Below are 16994 nucleotides of genomic sequence, written 5' to 3'. Positions count from 1 at the left end.
CGCGCCACTTTCCCCTGACGGGGACAGCCTATGCGTTATACCGGCTTTCTTTTACCATCACACTTCTCCATCTGCCCCCTCCCGTCTTGCTTACGGGTGCCGGCTCAGCATATAATTGAAATAAAGATTCTCCCAATCAGGAAAACATTTTAAGAAGGGATTTCTTATGAAGGATATGCAGGAGAAGATCAGATTTTTCGGCCGGATCGTATCTGTTCAGCCGCGTGCCAATGTCTGGCGCTACCGTCTGGATAACCGTTCACATGGCATGAAGGGCTATAACCTGTTCCTGAAAGGAGTGGCAGACAGCGAAGACAAGGATTTTTCTATTGCCATTTCAGAGAAGCAGCAGGAAAAGCTTCGCTTTCACATCGGTGATGAAATATCTGGAACTGCCTGGACGAAGCTGTATCCAAAGCTCGACTATGCCGATTATTACCGGGCCGGAGCTTTGAAACAGATAAAGCCGGCTGATTTTGTCGATGAAGAAAAGACTTCTCCATGGGAGGGTGAAGTTCCATCCTTAGATGTTTACAACTGGCGCGGATGCCGCATGCTGGACGGCCGGAGATGGAGAGGCAAATGCTTCACCTGCAAATGGGCCTGCATAGCAAATGTTATCATTGAATACGACTGGGGCGTTTCCCAGAGATTAAGGTTCGAGAGCTACTGCTATGGCCCGAAAAGCTGCAAGCGGTATGCCATGGGGCGCCCCAGACCTGTCCCCTATAAAGATGCGGGAATTTATTATGATGACGGTGAACTGGACATCATCTGTACAGAAAATCGTGGTGATGATGATTAAGAAAGAGGGATGTATATGTTGTTTAGAGGTGACCCATCTGAAAAAGACTGGCATCTGTTCCGAAAAAAAATAAGGGGCTGGCAGGACGCATATATGGGAAAATTAGTTCAGGAATACATGGAAATTCTGCAAAAGGATGTATCGGCATCGGAAAGATTCTGGACTTTGGAAGAAAGAATCAAAAAAGACAGGAAGAATCCCGGACTAATCGTTGAAATGAGCAGACGTCGCCTGCTTTCTAATCTGGCGAACCTTGCAGCTTACGGCGTCATTCACAAATCTGATTTGGAAGAATTCAGTGATAAAATGAAAAAAGATATTGAAGAAATCATGGACTATAATGGAATTGATTACAAATAAATTCCAATGTATTGATAAAAAGAGCCCCGTGCAAATGCACGAGGCTTTTTCTATTCACGCTCTATTCACTTAAAAGTTATGGCTGATGGTCGCAAAGAAGGTACCGCCTTCCTGCTTGCCGGTCCAGCCGGTGGCCTTGAGGTCGACGCCCCATAGGTGGGAATTGTCGATCTTGCTCTTCCAGCCGAGTTCGAGGAAGCCGCTGGAGCCTTTGACGGTCGGGCTTGGGGTATTCCAGCCTGCGTAGGTGGTCTGGCTTTGCTGCCCGCTTCGTAGTCCCAGCCGATGCCGGCGTAGAGGGATCTTATCTGGTCGAAGTCTCTGGTCCATCTCATGCCGAGTCTGGTGACATAGGAATTGATGGAGTCGAAATCGTACTTCGAGTCGCCGTAGCCGCTGTGGACGACGGCGCTGTCGCTTCCGAGGTAGGTGTAGAAGAATTTACCGTAAATGTCATAGCTGTCACGGTTTCTGGTGTAGATCTTGCCAAGGCCTGCCTGGGCAGCGATGTATGGTGCGCCGCTGTCGTAGCGGGACATGGATTTGGCGATCATACCGTGGAAGTCGCCCTTGAGGTAGCCGGCTCTGACGGCGCCTTCATAGTAGAGGCCGCTGTCGAGATCGCGCCGTAAGAGGATACCTCCGCCGGTATAGTGCTGGCGGCCGTCGCCTCTGGCTCCGGTGTCAAGGTAGCTTGCATAATGGCTCTTGCCGTATTCGAAGAATGGCATGATGGTGTCGATATGGCCTTCGTGCTGGCTTCTTCTTACGAAGCCGACGTTGGCGGCCATGCCGTTGCTGTCGATGTAGGAGCCGGTGTTATAGTGGAGATCGTATCCGCCGACGATAGCATACGGTACGAACTTCGCTTCGATATCATGGTTTTCAATCCATGCGCCTTCTGCAGCATGGAGGGCGCTGCCGGCGATGATGTCGCCTGCGTTCTTGATCGTATTGGCTGCATTTTCCCTGTCTTCCGGAAGGATCTTCGTATCCGTATCAGAAGTTCCTTTTTCGTCCTTCGGAATGGTGATGACGATCGTATTCGCATCTTTCTTTTCGACGATGGCTTTATAGTTGATGAAGCCTGCCGAGGTGACGGTATCGAGGCCGTCGATCGTGCCGTAGCTCGTGTCATCGGTCGTGATGCCGTTCGCATTGTAGAAGAGGTTGATGTACTCGCCCGGGTTCAGCTTCGTATTTCTCTGGACACCGCCAAAGACCGTGGCGCCGGAGACATCCGTCGTACCGTCGGTCGTCGTGCTGTTTTGTACAGCCGCCAGGGTTGTATCTGCGTCAACCGCTGCATTTCCAGTGACCGTCAGCATGGTTTCCCCAGCCGTCGTTCCTTCAGGGACGTAGAAATTGAGGTTTTGGAAATAAGCAAAGTCTGCGACCGTCTGGCCTTTGGTATACATATTGTACGTGTTGTTCTTGCTTTCGGTCGTACCATAACCGCCATAGAGGCTCATTTCCGGGTTCAGATCTCCCGCCAGAATATTGATCGTATTGTTATCTGCTGCGCCATCGTAGGTTTGCCCACCATAAATGTCTGTGTCAAGCGTGCCGCCGGATACATTGATTGTGTTACTATTCGCATCGCCTTCGGTAGTAAAACCGCCATAAATACCGATTCCGCCTGTGACTTCGCCGCCGCTGATGGTGACAGTATTGCCATCAGCATCTCCTGTACTGGCCATACCTCCTGTCACGATAGGTACGAAGTCTTCCGGACTAGAAACTGTACCGCCGGAGATGATGACCGTATTTTCCGATGCGCCCGTCACCCCGGCACCGCCAGTGACTGTCCCCGGATTTCCGCCGGTAATGGTGATCGTATTCCCCGTGGCGCTGCCCCCACTCTGCGCTGCCATCGTGATAGCGGACGTACCTCCGCTGAATACAAGAGTATTATTGACCGCATCCCCTGTCTCGGCGTAACCAGCAACCGTTTTAGTCGAAGAGCCGCCTGTCATTGTGAGTGTATTGTCACTAGCTCCTGTCTTGCCATAGCCGCTGGTGACATGACCGATCAGGTCACCGCCGCTGACTGTGAGGATATTGGAAACAGCCTCGCCGCTTGCTGAATAACCGCCAAAGACGGTATCTGAACTTTCCGTAGAGTCAGCAACTCCAACCGTTCCTCCATTGATGGTGACAGTATTTTTAGAAGCAGTACCATCAGCCGTATACCCGCCATAGACCGTCTTTTCTATAGTGCCGCTTTCGATAGTGACGGCGTTGCCTGTGGCATCATTGCTTGTGGTTCCCTCAGCCGTATAACCGCCATAGACTTCGCCCTTGACAGTGACATCTGAAATTTTGACAGTATTTTGAGAAGCATCGCCAGCTGCTGCCTCACCGGTGAGTGGATTATCCATCTGGTGTAATGCATAACCGCCATAGATATTTCCTGAAACATCTGCCGTGCCGCTCAGTTCGACAGTATTTCCTTCAGCTCCCTTGCCGATAGTATAACCTCCGGCAACGATGCCTCCGACACTGCCTAAAGAAATTTTGACAACGTTATTGGTCACATCGCCCAAATAAGACCAACCGCCGGCTACGCTTCCGGCTATAGAAACCGCTTTGCTTATTTCTACACTGTTTTGGTCAGCCGTCCCATAGATGGCCCAGCCTCCACTTACAACAGGCACTACACTTTCTGTATCTCCTGAACTTGTTACAGCCCCGCCAGTCATGACAACTTTATTGTTTACAGCACTTCCTTCTGGTTGATTATTATAGCCTCCGGAAATCATCTGACTGACTGTACCACCGCTCATGGTTACGCTATTATTTTCTACTCCCTTTCCCTGTGCGCCGTATACTACACCAAATGTACCATCTCTAATTTCAACAGTATTATCTGCCGCCGAACCATTATCCGCCTGACTCCCGGACAGCGTATACTGTACTGATCCTCCTGTAACAAGCACAGAGTTCCCAGAATTGTTTGTATAAGATCTGCCCCCGTATAGAAAATTACTGGTTCCTGCGCTTTCCACATGGTTTCCTGAAGCCGTATTGCCATAGGCCCCGTAGACAGCAGCGGCAGTGCTGCTGCTGTCAAAGATCACGGTATTATTATTTGTCGCACCCAGTCTTGACTGGCCGCCGTAAATCTCAGCCTGGCTTACCTGCGTATTTGTAACATTGACTGTATTATTCGATGCATCGCCTGATTCACCTCCACTGACGGTACCACCATAAATCCTTATTCCAGTTGAGTCCGACGACGCATCCGTCACGTTCAGCGTATTCCCGCTGGCTGTCCCTGTATCACTGTTGCCGGTAATTTCCGTTTCCGTAATTGGTCCCGTCACCGTCACAGCAGCCTCTGCTGTCATGGCAGAAAATCCCATCAGGCTGGATACGACCAGCGCCGTCAAAACTTTGTACTCCCTTTTCATAATCAGCCATCCTCCCCCCTGAAATGCAGCCCTTGGCATGCATAAAAAAGATACAAGTGCTTTCCTTCAAGGAATCCATAAGCCTTCCCGAGACATCAGATCTCTTCCCCCCGAGCAGCCCTCCCAAGGCGGCTCATGCTCAATCAGCAGGGCTAACAGACACTTTTCTATTCTTAATCATAATTCCATGATTAAAAAATATCTATCTGTCAGAATTATAGAGAACTCTGTCCGATAGATATGAGCTCTTTCTATAATGAACTATTTGAATATAGATAAGCATGGCCGGCATTCGATATCATCGGAAGAAAAGGACCCCGCCCGCCAGGACGCTCCCAAAGAGAACTATAAAACCTTTATATACTGGATATGTTTACCATAAAAAAGTGGTAAGCATCTAAACATCGGGGGAAAATGTCGAAGGGATACGGACACATAAAAAGAGCCGCAGAAATGTGCAGTCATTTCTACAGCTCTTTTTGTTTCCATTCAATATGGTTTTATGCTCTGTGGAGTGTGAAAATGGTCAATTCTCTCGGGCAGCTGAAGCGAAACGGGAACCAGCTGGCGTCGCCTCTTGCGACGTAGCCGTAATGAGTACCGTCGCTGTACATGCCTCTCGTGTACTTGAATGGCGTGATGATCGGCTTGCCGAAGAGGCCGAACTGCGTGCCGTGGGTATGGCCTGTCAGTGTCAGGAATGCGCCGTGCTTGAAGCCCTGATCGATGAAATCGGAATGATGGGCCAGAAAGATGACGGGAGCGCCCCTCGGAATACCTGCGAACGCTTCATCAGCCCATTTCTCTTCCTCGATTTCCTTCTGCGTGCCTCTGGCAAACGGGAAGTCGACGCCTGCGACGTAGAGTCTTTGTCCGTCCTTTTCAATGTACGTGTGGTTATTCACCAGCATCTTGACAGGCGTATTCTTCAGGTCCTCTTCAATGAGCGGCTGATTCCTGTAATACTCATGATTGCCCCAGATGTAGAAAATGCCGTCCGGGAAGTACTTCTCTGCTTTCGTGAAATCCTCAGCGACCTGCGGCATGTACCGTACGTCGTCGATGAGGTCCCCGGTGAAGAAAAGGACGTCCGCTCCTTCATTCTTTGCGCGGAGGAGCTCAGCCGGCATATCCGTATAGCGGAAGTAAGCGCCGATGTGCGTATCCGTTTCCTGTGCGACCTTGTACCCATCAAACGCCGCCGGAAGATCCTTGACGTAGATGTCATGATACTCGACGACTTCGCGGCTGTTCCCCATCACGCAGCCGTAGACGCCGATCACAAGCGCGATGGCGATGAGGCCTTTCCCCAGGTTGGAAATGAAGTACCTGAGCCCCGGGATGAAGGAAAGGATTCCAAGGATAAAGGCAGGAATCGGAATGATGAGACAGGCGACCATGATGCCGTCCAGAAGGTAGGCAAGATAAAGCGACCAGAACCCGTAGCTGTCATAGGCAAGCCCATACCAGTTGAAGTACCAGGCAGGGATCGCGCCTGCGATAGCGCCTCCCAGCGACCATAAATAAAAGCGCCGCTTACGAAATACGAGCGCCAGGATCGAACCGTCAATGAGTCCGATCACCGCGAACATCATGATGATGAATTTTCCAAATGCCATAAGCGGCTCCTTTCTGTGTAATCATAGAATTATGCGCAAAATCCCCGCCTCGGCGGCAGGGACTCTTTGATCAGAAATCGGAAATCAGCTTTTCTGCAAAAGCCGCAAGTCTGGCATGCGGTCCTGCCAGCGGGATTTCCTTGTATTCTTCCGGCGAGAAGTACTTGTACTCCCCTTCCGGCACGGTGATATTTTCTGCCATGTACGCGTTCATGTACCAGATGCGGTGCGTGAAGACATGCTTGTACTTCCAGACAGGTCCTTCCAGTTTTCCATGAAGGAAATGAGAAAGTTCATCTGCCGCTGTATCTGCCTTCTCGGATAGGACCATGGGGAATTCCCACATGGAGGCGAGCATGCCTGTCGCGGGCCTTTTATGGAGAAGAACCTTTCCATCCATGATGCAGATGGCACAGGCCGCATAGAACTCCTTAGGCGGCTGTTTCTTTCCGCGGACAGGAAGCTCCTCTTCCCTTCCCTCTTTCAAAGCACGGCAGTAAGACGAAAGCGGGCACATGCTGCACCTTGGGCGCTTCGGTATGCAGACATTCGCGCCAAGATCCATCAGCGCTTCATTGAAGTCTCCAGCCCTTTCAGGAATCGTTTCCTCGCAGAGCGTGCGGATCTTCTTCCTTCCCGCCGTCTTCAGGACATCATCCTCGATGCCGTAGAGTCTTGCATACACGCGGAGGACATTTCCGTCGACAGCCGGTTCCTTCTTTCCAAAAGCAATGGAAAGAATAGCCCCAGCCGTATAGTCGCCGATTCCTGGAAGCGCACGGACTTCGTCCGCCGTATCCGGCATTTCGGATCCGTACTTTTCTTCCATCTCGCGCGCCGCCTTGTGGAGATTCCTTGCACGGCTGTAGTAGCCAAGCCCCTGCCACTGGTGAAGGACATCCTGCTCATCGGCATCCGCCAGATCCTTGATTGTCGGGAAACGCGCCATCCAGCTTTCGTAGTAAGGCTTCACTGCCTCCGTCCTCGTCTGCTGCAGCATGATTTCCGAGACCCACACATGGTAAGGATTCCTTGGCTTGGATTCCCTCCACGGAAGATCGCGCTTATTGGCATCGAACCAGGAAAGAAGGCGCTTCGGCCAGTCTTTATCCGGCATACTCATTGATCCATGTCCTCGAATTCATAATCATAGACCGTCTCGCCATCCTTGTCGAAATAGATGGTGCCGCGGATTCTTTCGCCCTTAAGGATCATAGGCAGCCACACGCGGTCGGCCATCCACATATTTTCATAAGGAAACTCGGAAGAAAGGAACCACTTCGGCTGCATTTCCTCTGTCTCAGCGGGCGTCCCTTCCCAGACCTTCACGAAATAGACGATGCCGGCATGCGACCACTCCGGATCCGAAGGCTGATGGAAATAGAGATCGCCGACAGGGATGAGATCCTCCGGGCGTGCTTTCAGGCCTGACTCCTCGAAGAGCTCACGGGCTGCGCACTCGCGCATCGTTTCTCCCGCCTCGATCTTTCCGCCAAAGCCATTCCACTTGCCAAAACCCATGCCCCTTTTCTTGCGTCCGAGGAGGATCCTTCCGTCCTGTCCGACCGGATAGACGAGCGACGTATCACGCATTTGTCTTATCGCCCGGATCGTAGGTTTCGAAATACAGTTCACGGAAGAGGCGCTTGCCTGCTTCTGTCTTGTAGAGACGCTTGTAGAGCGCTTCATTCTGCTGGCGGGAAGCACCGCTTTCATACTGGTTGACCAACATATCAGCCTCAGCCAGGATCTGGGCATCAGGGCCGTCGATGCTGCCATAAGAATGGTGATGAGCGATCAGCCAGCAGATGCGGTCGATATCTTCCTTCTCGAATTGCAGCTTTTCCAGCATCGGGCGCGCTTCATCCGGTCCCAGTTCCTGCTGGATCATGCCGTCATTTCTTCCGAAGCGTCTTTCCCCTTCATGGATGCCGATATCATGGACATACGTTACTGCATCCAAAAGGAAAAGGATTTTGTCAGAAGCGCCTTCCTCCAGGCCGATCTGATGAGCGAAGGCGTTTACCTTCAGGAAGTGATGGATCCTTCTTGGATCACCCTTGTCGTAAGCAATCATGGCTTTGCAAAGTTCTGCGAGCTGGTTCATAATGTTCCTCCTGTACGGGCTGCAGGCGTAAAAGCTCTGCCCCGGTTTATCTTATATGTTGCCTCCCCCGCGGGGCCTTCCCGTGAGTGTGGCTTTTTCTTATTGTATATCAAAAATAAAGATTCCTCAAAGGTATACCTAAATATCATCGTATGCTGATGAAATCGAAGAAATCTTATTTTTCCACGCAAAAACGCGGCAGGATTTCCCGCCGCGCTGCTTAGTATCTGAAATTATTTTGCGAGCTGCTGGCTGACTTCGGATGTGATGTCGATGCCGCCATTTACGACTGCACCCTGTTCAAGGATGATATCCAGTCCCTTTTCCTGACGAACTCTCTGGATAGCTTTCATGATATCGGAGAGAATCGGCTGCATGGTGGACTGTTCTTCCTGGTTCAGGTCGCGCTGGATTTCATTGGCAATCTGCTGTTTTTCCTGATCGCTCTTGCCTGCTGCGCGTTTCTTGAAGTTTTCCTGAGCCTTCTGAGCTGCATTTCTCATGTCGAGCTGAGCTTTCTGCATTTTCGGATGAGCCTGCAGAAGAGCGTTGGAATTGACGTAGCCGATGCCTGCTGCGGAAGCAGAAACCATAGCGCCAAGAGTAATCATGCCAGCAGCGATAGCTGCAACTGTCTTTTTCATTTTCATAGATTTTTCCTCCTTACGAACCCCTAAGCCCCCTGGGGTAATGAGCATATATTCATTTTATGCTAACATTTTCGAAGTGTCAATGTTAGATGCTATAATTCAATTTTTATTAAACTGTTCTTTAGTTCAATTTAAACTATACTCGGCTGAATAAATATATACTACTTCGTTTCTTCCGTCTTGCCGTCTGCTTTCGCCTCAAGGACAGCCGTTTCTTTCTCTTCCTTCATGGCCTGTTCTGCTTCCTTCAGGGCCGCTTCGCGGACTTCTTCCTTCTTTTCTTTCTTCTTGGAGAAACGGGAAATCACTTCCGGCACCATGTTGAGGACACGGTCGATCGTCGTGTTGGCAGCCGCATTCTTGATGGAGAAGAGTTCGACTCTTTCACCCTTCATGATCAGGACAGCCGTCGGTGTGACCTTTCCGCCGCCTGCTCCGCCAGCTCCGGCCGTGCCGTGAGAGCCCGTGCCAAAGCCAAAGGAAATATCAACGAAAGGAACGATTGTTGCATCCCCCAGATGAATCGGTTCCCCGACAACAGATTCTGTCGTAATCATTTCCTTGAATTCTTCGAAAATCTGCTTTCTTACTTCGTCATCCATTTACTTTTCCCCCTCTTCTGAAATGCCAGAATTCCCTCGTCTCACGGGCGACTGCCAGCGTGAGCAGGATATAAACGACATACAAAGGAATGATCCTTCCGTCTCCTTCTCCCTTGAGAGTGAAGACCTTGTCCGTGAAATTCCATTCCACGTCTTCAAAGGGTCCTGGCAGGAATGCTTTCACGATCCCGCAGGCAACGCCGGTCGACATGGGATCCCCCGTGCCGAAAGCTCCTTTGACTCTCCAGCTGCCCGGAAAACTGTGAGCCAGCACCTTGGCGGCAGCTATGAAAACTTTCTTTATAAGTCCATTATCTAACGCAAAAAGAAACTGCGCAAGATAGGAAGGTGTTTTTTTCTTAATTTTCTCTGATTCCTCTGTTTCTTCTTCGGAATCATCTTTGGAAACTTCCTTCGTTTCCTTTGAAAGATCGATCGGTTCTTCCCTCACGATCTCTGCCTCTTCTGCCCTTGCATCATCTTCCCTGGCAGGGGCATTCCTGGAAGCCTCTGAAGTCTCCTGTTCCTTCTCCGCTTCCCTTTCCCGGGCATCATGCTCCATCTCCTCGAGATAGGCATTCATCTCCCGGACTTCTTCCTCTTCCATACCCTCGTCTTCATAATCATCCGTTTCCTCTTCCTTTTCTCCCGGGAAGGATACCTCCTTCTTGAAAAGGCCGAAGAACGCTTTCACCGTCACCTGCGCCTTCCATTTCTCAAAAGAGAAACGGTACCGGATCGGGATCAAAAGCACAAGGATGACCAGAAGCAAAACTCCGATTACGATCATCGCAATTTTCATGGAAGTCCATAGAGGCGGGCCAGTTCAGCCGCAGCCTCCCTCACCTCCTTCACGAGATAAGCGGGCGAAAGAATCTTGACGAGCGGCGCATGACGCATCGCCCATGCCTTCATCGCTTCGGGCTGGATCATGATCTCGATCGTGACCTTTGTCTGGCTGCCCGATGAAAGATGAGCCGTCTTGCCGAAATCATTGACGATGTCCGTCATGAGATGCCAGTCTGCTTCGAACGTGCAGAGCTCCGGCTTCCCGCGGAAAATTTCATGCGCAGAATACAGGTAATCCGACGGCTTCAAAGCCTGGATCTGGGCCTGCGTCAGTGTATCAGATGCCGGATCCTCCAGAAGCTTTACGTCAGACATGAGATCGAGGAAGTACACCTCGATCCCGCCTTCATCCTTTTCCGCCAGAAGCGCATAACGGTCATCGGAAGCGATGATCAGAAGCGGGCTTACCGAAAGAAGCCTGTCCTCGCCGGATGGCAGCCTTCCATGATGGCGCTTGCCGTCCGCTTCGTAATGGTCATAGTAGAAGGAAATCTTCCTCTTTCCCTCGCCTGCCGTCGTCAGAAGCGCAATCACCGGATCAAAATCCGCAGCTTTCCCCGCAGATGGAAGATTCCTTACCAGAGTCTTTCCGTCGTCGAAAGAACGGATCTGGATCCTCTTCAGCTTCTCAGCGAGCTGTTTGACCTGCTGCGGCGGAAGATGAGAAAAATAGAGAAGATCGATGAGCGCCTTCAGATCCTCCCTGGCCAGCACATGATCCCAGTACCAGTCAAGAGAGAGAGGCACCTTCTTCCCGTTCATCATGCGCGGCACTTCGCGGCAGAACACAGGAAGCCCTGCATCCCGAAGCCTTGTGAGATTTCTTCCCACAGACTTCCTGTTCACCGCCATGCCATACTTTCCTTCCATATAGTCGAGGATTTCCTGCTGCGAGAGCGGGTGATCCTTGTCCGATTCGCGCAGAAGCACCTGCACGATACGGATGATCGACATCTTGCTCCCTGTATCTCCCTTTTCCACCGCCATAGGATCACCTGCCCGTTACTTTCCTGACAAGATCGTCAGACAGCCACGAGCCGAAAGCTGCCAGCGCCCCGGTCAGAGCGGAAACAGCCGGCATATGGACAGCTTTGTGGACGATGGCCGCAATCGCAGCCCCGCCGAGCACGTCGGACGGATAATGCATGCCTGCAAACACGCGGGAAAAAGCAAGAATCCCCGCAAGGACTGCCATCAGCTTCGAGCCCTTCGTATTGTGGCGGAGGAGCTCCATAGCCACCACGCACCCATTCATCGTGTGATTGCTCGGGAAAGAAGCATTCGCGCGGTGACCCGTGAAATTCCAGATCTGGGGACTTTCCCTGAAGGGACGCTCACGTTTCCATACGCGTCCGATGGCATAGGAAATAAGCGAAGCTATGCATACGCCGATAAAAGCGGAAACGCATGCATTTCTCCTGTCTTCCCTTGTCTTTCCTGGAGTGAACCAGAGGAGAAGACCGTAAATCACAAAGGCCCAGTGCCCGTACCGGGTTATCAGATCCATCATCAGATCAAAAGGCCGAACTTTCCCGGCCAGGCTGTTAATCTTGACAGCCGCTTTCAGATCAGCATTCATCTCAGACACCTCTTTGCGAAAAAGTGGAAATTATTCCCATTTTCTCATAAATTTAATGTTATATTCATGATTTTATCACAGACATAGATCAATCGCAAAAACGCGCCTGCAAGGAAGCATGAGCGAGGAAACTCCTATTTCGCTTCCTTTTTCTCTTCTTCCAGTTTCCGCTCCTCTTCCAGCTTCTTTTCCTTCATCCGGTCCAGGTATCCCGTGCGCTTCAGAGCGATCGATATCAGCGCCACGACAGCGCAGAGCAGCATGAACGTATTGATGCCCGTCATCCCGCTTCCCCAGCCCACGCGGTACACCATATAAAAGAAAACGAGAACGACGAGCGCATCCTGAAATTTGTCAAACATAAATCCTCCTGCGGCAAGACTGCCGGGAATGGCATTAACGCCTGAATACAAAAAAGGAGCTGCCGGAGATCACTCTCTGGCGGCTCCTTTTTTCTATTATATCAGTTTCCCGCTTGTTCTTTCAAAAATCAGCAGGTATGGCACTTTTCATAGAGGCCGTTCTTCTTCAGAAGCTCGATGACCGTTCTTCCGATATGAGCGACAGTCGGTGCAACTGGAATGCCTACCGCTTCAAGAGCTGCAATCTTTTCAGCAGCCGTGCCCTTGCCGCCGGAAATGATAGCGCCTGCATGACCCATGCGTTTTCCTGGAGGTGCCATGCGTCCTGCGATGAAGCCTGCGACCGGTTTCTTCATGTTTTCATGAATCCATTTGGCAGCTTCTTCTTCCGCATTGCCGCCGATTTCGCCGATCATGAGGACTGCATCCGTATCCGGATCTTCATTATACAGCTTCAGAGCATCAATGAAATCCGTGTCCTTGATCGGGTCACCGCCGATGCCGATAGCACCGGTCTGTCCGATGCCTGCATTCGTCAGCTGGAATGTAGCTTCATATGTCAGCGTGCCGGAACGGGAAACGACGCCTACATGGCCTTTCCTGAAGATTTCGCCTGGGATGATGCCGATATTGCACTGATCGGTCATAAGCAGCCCCGGGCAGTTCGGTCCGATGAGACGTGTCTTTCTTCCAACCATATAGCGGTGAACGACGACCATGTCTTCGAGCGGAATATGTTCCGTGATGCAGACAACGAGCGGCACTTCAGCCTCTACAGCTTCCATGATGGAGTCAGCAGCCGACGGAGCCGGTACGAAAATGATGGAAGCATTGGCCCCGGTTGCAATGACAGCATCGCGGACCGTATTGAATACAGGAATCCCCTGCACCAGCTGGCCTGCTTTTCCCGGAGATACACCGGCGACGATATTCGTGCCAAATTTTCTCATCTGCTCTGTATGGAAACGGGCAGCCTTGCCTGTGATGCCCTGTACAATGACCTTCGTATCCTTATTAATCAGAATCGCCATTTTACTTTACCTCCCCTTCTGCTGTTTCTGCAGGAGCAGCCGGTGCTGCCGGCTCTGCTGCAGCCTTTTCACGTTCTTCCTGCTCCTTGACGAGCTGGATGACACGGATAGCGCCTTCTTCCATGGAGGTAGCCGGGTACAGATTCTTGATATGAGCGGTATGGAGGATTTCCCTGCCGCGTTCTACGTTTCTCCCTTCCAGTCTTACGATGACCGGGATCGGGAATTCAGCTTTCCCTTCCGAAAGGAGAGCTGCCGATTCTACGATGCCTTCTGCAATGACATCGCACTTGTTGATGCCGCCGAAGATATTGATCAATACCCCTTTGACCTGATTATCTTCCATCATGATGCGGAATGCCGCAACGATCTTTTCAGGAGTCGAGTCGCCGCCGACATCCAGGAAGTTGGCCGGATCGCCGCCGTTTTCCTTGATGATATCGACTGTCGCCATAGCCAGGCCTGCGCCATTGACCATGCACGCTACATCGCCGCCGAGGTTGACGTAGTTCAAGCCTTCACGGGCAGCCTGTGCTTCCTTCTGATCTTCTTCAAGGACATCGCGCAGAGCCACGATATCCGGGTGACGAGCCAGCGTGCTGTCGTCGAAGTTCAGCTTCGCATCGAGAGCGATAACATCATTTTCCTGTGTCAGGACCATCGGGTTGACTTCAGCCAGCGAGCAGTCCTTGCCGACGAAGACCTGGTAGAGATACTTCATGAAAGCAGCTGCCTTGTTGACAGCGACCTGTTCGAAATGGAGACCGTAAGCCATGCGCTTTGCCTGGAAATCAGCAAGGCCGATGACCGGATCGATGTATTCCTTCAGGATTTTTTCCGGATGCTCAGCAGCTACCGTTTCAATATCCATGCCGCCGGATTCAGAACCCATCATGACGATGCATTCTGCCTGACGGTCGACGAGGAAGGACAGGTAGTATTCCTTCTTGATATGGCAGCCCGCTTCGATCAGAAGACGGGTGACCTTCTTGCCTTTCGGGCCGGTCTGTTTTGTTACGAGTGTCTTGCCCAGGATTTCTCTTGCATACTGACGGACTTCATCAAGAGAATGAGCGATCTTGACGCCGCCTGCTTCGCCGCGTCCGCCTGCATGGATCTGTGCCTTGACGACGACGACCGGCGTGTCCAGACGCTTCGCACTCTGCACAGCATCTTCGACGGTGAAGGCCGGGTAGCCTTCCGGTACATGCAGACCGTACTGCCTTAGAATTTGCTTACTCTGGTATTCATGAATATTCATAAAAAACTTCCCCCTTTATCGAGGACAAATACCGCCGTCCATCGCAAAGATCCCTTCTCATGGAAGCGGCGAAATAATACCAACAGCGAGAACATTCGATTTCACCTTTGATGATACCACGAAGACAGGCGGAATGGTATGAGAAAAACGCACAGAAAACCGTGCCTGCCTCGTTTTATTTATTTATATCTATGTATTAAATAATTCTTTCCCTCAAAAGTGACACTAAAACTTGCAAAATCCTCATAGCTGTGATTCTCGCTGTATATTCTATAATGAAAAAGGAATGTACAAAGCTGCGTCATTGCTCCGCATCCGCTCTTCGTACATTCGCTCTTCATATTAGCTTTTATATTTAGCTTTTATATAAGGAATGCCTGGCGCTTTATCCAAGCGTCTTATAGCTGCCCGTCATCTGATCGAGGATCATGTCGTCAGCAAAGAGAGCCGTCCCTTTCAGCGTCCCGAGATCCGGTGCCTTCACGCCGTCATTGACCGTCGTGAAAAGGTATTCGTCATTTTCCTGCTGCACCTGATCAAGTTCGACCCACATGCCTCGGGTTCCGCCGCCTGCGCGGTAAACGATGAGACTCTTTCTCCCGTTTCCTGAAAGATCAGCGGCAATGACAGGACTTCTGACAAGCGTCAAAGTCTGATGCACTTTCCAGCCATTGCCATCCGACACAAGCCAGACAAGCGTATCGCCGCCCGTTCCCGAGAACCAGGGGCCCGAGAGAAGCGCAAGTACGTCTCTTTCTCCCGTTCCCGAAAGATCCACGTAATCATAATACCAGCGTGTCCCGGAAAGCTCTTTCTGCGGAATCTCCAGTCCTTCGATCAGAGCCGTCTTGACAGCGGTATCGCCTGCTTCCTCTGACAGCTCGCAGGAAATTTCCGGACCCAGAAACCGGTTCTCCGCTGCCACGTAATGCATGCCGTCACTCGCTGATGCAGAAAGACCGCCTGATAAAAAAGCCAGGCCAGCCAGAACTGCTGTGATTTTTCCTGTATGACTCATGAATGCCTCCTGTCTCAAAGCCAAGCTTTGAAAACCGGCCGGCACTTCCGCGGAGCATTCCGCAGAACCTCCAGTCGTCCATTTTTGCTAATGGGAACCATCCCTTATTTCTATCTTACCAAACGAGCCTCATGATGACAAAGAATTTTAAAACAAATTCTATCAGAATACGAAAAAATCTAATACGGCACGTTCCGCGAACACCGCTCCGCAGCCTATATATTCTGAACACCGCTCCGCAGCCTATATATTCTTTATATAAGCAAAGTAATAAAATTCAATAGGATACTTATGTAAAGCATTGGTAATATATCATATTTTACATGTTTTCCTTGCTTTTTAGTACATTTTATTTTAAACTGATACTTAAGGTTACCCATCGGCAGCCTCAGTTTGTTATGTTTCTTAAAAAAATAAAGGGATAAATTATGGATCGCAGACAAAGAAGAACAAGGACCGCTATCTTCAAATCTTTCAGCGCACTCCTTTCCGAAAAACCGTATGCAAAGATCACTATTCAGGACATCATTGACCTGGCCAACATTGGAAGAAGCACATTCTACGCTCATTTTCAGACCAAAGAATGCCTGCTTGAAGAAATGTGCGGCGAACTCTTCGATCACATCATTGAAGGCGTCATGAACGACGACCTCCCGAGCGACAGTGACGCACATGAAACGATAAACGGTCATGATCCCGTTTTCTGTCACCTGCTCCAGCACATCGCGGCCAACACAAATCATACACGCGACCTGCTGACCTCCGACAGCTCGGATATCTTCCTCCGCTTCTTCAAGCAGAGCCTTGATAAACTGATCGAATCCTACCTGCTGAAAAACAACAAGCTTCGCGGACAGGTTCCGGAAAGCTTCCTTGTCAACCACATTTCCGGCAGCTTTGTCGAAATGGTTCAGTGGTGGGTCAGAAACGGCATGAAAGAAACACCGGAAGAACTCGACCGTTACTTCCACGCCGTCATCTCCAACATTATCTAAGACAAGTTCATAGAATGACTAAAGAAAAGTCCGCAGAAATTTGCGGGCTTTTTTTATCGTGGAGGAGGATCTGAGGGAAATCAACCCATCTTCTTAGAAAATGCACCCCCCCTTTCGTCCCGTACAAAACAATTGAGCCAGTACTGATATTAATATAGAGTCAATCAGTATACGGTCCACTTTCCCCTGACAGGGACAGCTTCGCAAGGAATAAATGAAAGAGCTCGGCTCTTATTTGTTTGAAACCTCTCGTAAATCCCCCCTCCCCCCTTTTCACCCGGCATCAGGATTTCCTCCTGCTATATATAATGCACTGGTCAACGTATTTTGGACACAAAATCTC

The 16994-nt window shown here is 50.6% G+C and carries 17 protein-coding genes; 3 read left to right on the top strand and 14 right to left on the bottom strand.

Annotated features, from left to right (window positions below):
• Positions 1-166: 166 nt before the first annotated feature.
• On the top strand, positions 167-805 hold the full coding sequence (locus M3200_RS01765; RefSeq protein ID WP_022381821.1) for a hypothetical protein: 639 nt from the start codon (positions 167-169) through the stop codon (positions 803-805).
• 15 nt (positions 806-820) lie between these two features.
• Positions 821-1165, top strand: a complete 345-nt coding sequence (locus M3200_RS01760) for a hypothetical protein (RefSeq protein ID WP_022381820.1) — start codon at positions 821-823, stop codon at positions 1163-1165.
• Positions 1166-1230: 65 nt separating this feature from the next.
• Here M3200_RS01760 and M3200_RS01755 read toward each other — a convergent pair whose 3' ends face one another.
• From M3200_RS01755 to M3200_RS01690, 14 genes are all read right to left on the bottom strand, one after another.
• Entirely contained in the window at positions 1231-4578 is a 3348-nt protein-coding gene (locus M3200_RS01755; RefSeq protein ID WP_022381819.1) for a beta strand repeat-containing protein, read from the bottom strand.
• Between the two features lie 500 nt (positions 4579-5078).
• Positions 5079-6197, bottom strand: coding sequence for a metallophosphoesterase (locus M3200_RS01750; protein ID WP_022381818.1), 1119 nt, complete (start codon positions 6195-6197; stop codon positions 5079-5081).
• 70 nt (positions 6198-6267) lie between these two features.
• The gene (gene mutY / locus M3200_RS01745) at positions 6268-7320 is read right to left on the bottom strand and encodes an A/G-specific adenine glycosylase (RefSeq protein ID WP_022381817.1); all 1053 of its coding nucleotides are present in this window, start codon (positions 7318-7320) and stop codon (positions 6268-6270) included.
• Positions 7317-7790, bottom strand: coding sequence for an 8-oxo-dGTP diphosphatase (locus M3200_RS01740; RefSeq protein WP_022381816.1), 474 nt, complete (start codon positions 7788-7790; stop codon positions 7317-7319). The genes mutY and M3200_RS01740 overlap by 4 nt, the downstream gene beginning before the upstream one ends.
• Positions 7783-8304 (bottom strand): HD domain-containing protein, encoded by a 522-nt coding sequence (locus M3200_RS01735; RefSeq protein ID WP_022381815.1) that lies wholly within the window; start codon positions 8302-8304, stop codon positions 7783-7785. Before M3200_RS01735 ends, M3200_RS01740 begins: the two co-directional genes overlap by 8 nt.
• 233 nt (positions 8305-8537) lie before the next feature.
• A complete protein-coding gene (locus tag M3200_RS01730; RefSeq protein WP_022381814.1) occupies positions 8538-8954 on the bottom strand; it encodes an OmpH/Skp family outer membrane protein in 417 nt (138 codons plus the stop codon).
• Between the two features lie 161 nt (positions 8955-9115).
• Positions 9116-9556 (bottom strand): GerW family sporulation protein, encoded by a 441-nt coding sequence (locus M3200_RS01725; protein WP_022381813.1) that lies wholly within the window; start codon positions 9554-9556, stop codon positions 9116-9118.
• Positions 9549-10346: a hypothetical protein gene (locus tag M3200_RS01720; protein ID WP_162297574.1), complete on the bottom strand. Its 798-nt coding sequence runs from the start codon at positions 10344-10346 to the stop codon at positions 9549-9551. Before M3200_RS01720 ends, M3200_RS01725 begins: the two co-directional genes overlap by 8 nt.
• An 8-nt stretch (positions 10347-10354) precedes the next feature.
• Positions 10355-11392: a helix-turn-helix transcriptional regulator gene (locus tag M3200_RS01715; protein WP_022381811.1), complete on the bottom strand. Its 1038-nt coding sequence runs from the start codon at positions 11390-11392 to the stop codon at positions 10355-10357.
• Positions 11393-11396: 4 nt separating this feature from the next.
• On the bottom strand, positions 11397-11984 hold the full coding sequence (locus M3200_RS01710; protein ID WP_022381810.1) for a phosphatase PAP2 family protein: 588 nt from the start codon (positions 11982-11984) through the stop codon (positions 11397-11399).
• A 134-nt stretch (positions 11985-12118) separates the two neighbouring features.
• The gene (locus M3200_RS01705; RefSeq protein ID WP_022381809.1) at positions 12119-12346 is read right to left on the bottom strand and encodes a hypothetical protein; all 228 of its coding nucleotides are present in this window, start codon (positions 12344-12346) and stop codon (positions 12119-12121) included.
• A 128-nt stretch (positions 12347-12474) separates the two neighbouring features.
• Positions 12475-13377, bottom strand: a complete 903-nt coding sequence (sucD, locus tag M3200_RS01700) for a succinate--CoA ligase subunit alpha (RefSeq protein ID WP_022381808.1) — start codon at positions 13375-13377, stop codon at positions 12475-12477.
• Position 13378: 1 nt separating this feature from the next.
• Positions 13379-14638 carry an ADP-forming succinate--CoA ligase subunit beta gene (sucC, locus tag M3200_RS01695; RefSeq protein ID WP_022381807.1) on the bottom strand — a complete coding sequence of 420 codons (1260 nt, stop codon included), beginning with the start codon at positions 14636-14638 and terminating at the stop codon, positions 13379-13381.
• A 385-nt stretch (positions 14639-15023) separates the two neighbouring features.
• Positions 15024-15656, bottom strand: coding sequence for a hypothetical protein (locus M3200_RS01690; RefSeq protein WP_022381806.1), 633 nt, complete (start codon positions 15654-15656; stop codon positions 15024-15026).
• A 428-nt stretch (positions 15657-16084) separates the two neighbouring features.
• On the opposite strand from M3200_RS01690, the gene M3200_RS01685 reads away from it, so the two are divergent.
• Positions 16085-16651 (top strand): TetR/AcrR family transcriptional regulator, encoded by a 567-nt coding sequence (locus M3200_RS01685; RefSeq protein WP_022381805.1) that lies wholly within the window; start codon positions 16085-16087, stop codon positions 16649-16651.
• The last annotated feature ends 343 nt before the right edge of the window (positions 16652-16994 follow it).

It is taken from the genome of Dialister sp. CAG:357, assembly GCF_000435155.1.
GTDB lineage: Bacteria > Bacillota > Negativicutes > Veillonellales > Dialisteraceae > Dialister > Dialister hominis.
Note: the sequence above shows the minus strand (reverse complement) of the source record. Positions and strands in the feature narration are given on the sequence as shown.

Bases quoted from the DNA above. Each gene is read 5' to 3' on its own strand.
- M3200_RS01765 (WP_022381821.1), top strand. From the start codon at position 167: ATGAAGGATATGCAGGAGAAGATCAGATTTTTCGGCCGGATCGTATCT.
- M3200_RS01760 (WP_022381820.1), top strand. From the start codon at position 821: ATGTTGTTTAGAGGTGACCCATCTGAAAAAGACTGGCATCTGTTCCGA.
- M3200_RS01755 (WP_022381819.1), bottom strand. From the start codon at position 4,578: ATGAAAAGGGAGTACAAAGTTTTGACGGCGCTGGTCGTATCCAGCCTG.
- M3200_RS01750 (WP_022381818.1), bottom strand. From the start codon at position 6,197: ATGGCATTTGGAAAATTCATCATCATGATGTTCGCGGTGATCGGACTC.
- mutY (WP_022381817.1), bottom strand. From the start codon at position 7,320: ATGAGTATGCCGGATAAAGACTGGCCGAAGCGCCTTCTTTCCTGGTTC.
- M3200_RS01740 (WP_022381816.1), bottom strand. From the start codon at position 7,790: ATGCGTGATACGTCGCTCGTCTATCCGGTCGGACAGGACGGAAGGATC.
- M3200_RS01735 (WP_022381815.1), bottom strand. From the start codon at position 8,304: ATGAACCAGCTCGCAGAACTTTGCAAAGCCATGATTGCTTACGACAAG.
- M3200_RS01730 (WP_022381814.1), bottom strand. From the start codon at position 8,954: ATGAAAATGAAAAAGACAGTTGCAGCTATCGCTGCTGGCATGATTACT.
- M3200_RS01725 (WP_022381813.1), bottom strand. From the start codon at position 9,556: ATGGATGACGAAGTAAGAAAGCAGATTTTCGAAGAATTCAAGGAAATG.
- M3200_RS01720 (WP_162297574.1), bottom strand. From the start codon at position 10,346: ATGATCGTAATCGGAGTTTTGCTTCTGGTCATCCTTGTGCTTTTGATC.
- M3200_RS01715 (WP_022381811.1), bottom strand. From the start codon at position 11,392: ATGGCGGTGGAAAAGGGAGATACAGGGAGCAAGATGTCGATCATCCGT.
- M3200_RS01710 (WP_022381810.1), bottom strand. From the start codon at position 11,984: ATGAATGCTGATCTGAAAGCGGCTGTCAAGATTAACAGCCTGGCCGGG.
- M3200_RS01705 (WP_022381809.1), bottom strand. From the start codon at position 12,346: ATGTTTGACAAATTTCAGGATGCGCTCGTCGTTCTCGTTTTCTTTTAT.
- sucD (WP_022381808.1), bottom strand. From the start codon at position 13,377: ATGGCGATTCTGATTAATAAGGATACGAAGGTCATTGTACAGGGCATC.
- sucC (WP_022381807.1), bottom strand. From the start codon at position 14,638: ATGAATATTCATGAATACCAGAGTAAGCAAATTCTAAGGCAGTACGGT.
- M3200_RS01690 (WP_022381806.1), bottom strand. From the start codon at position 15,656: ATGAGTCATACAGGAAAAATCACAGCAGTTCTGGCTGGCCTGGCTTTT.
- M3200_RS01685 (WP_022381805.1), top strand. From the start codon at position 16,085: ATGGATCGCAGACAAAGAAGAACAAGGACCGCTATCTTCAAATCTTTC.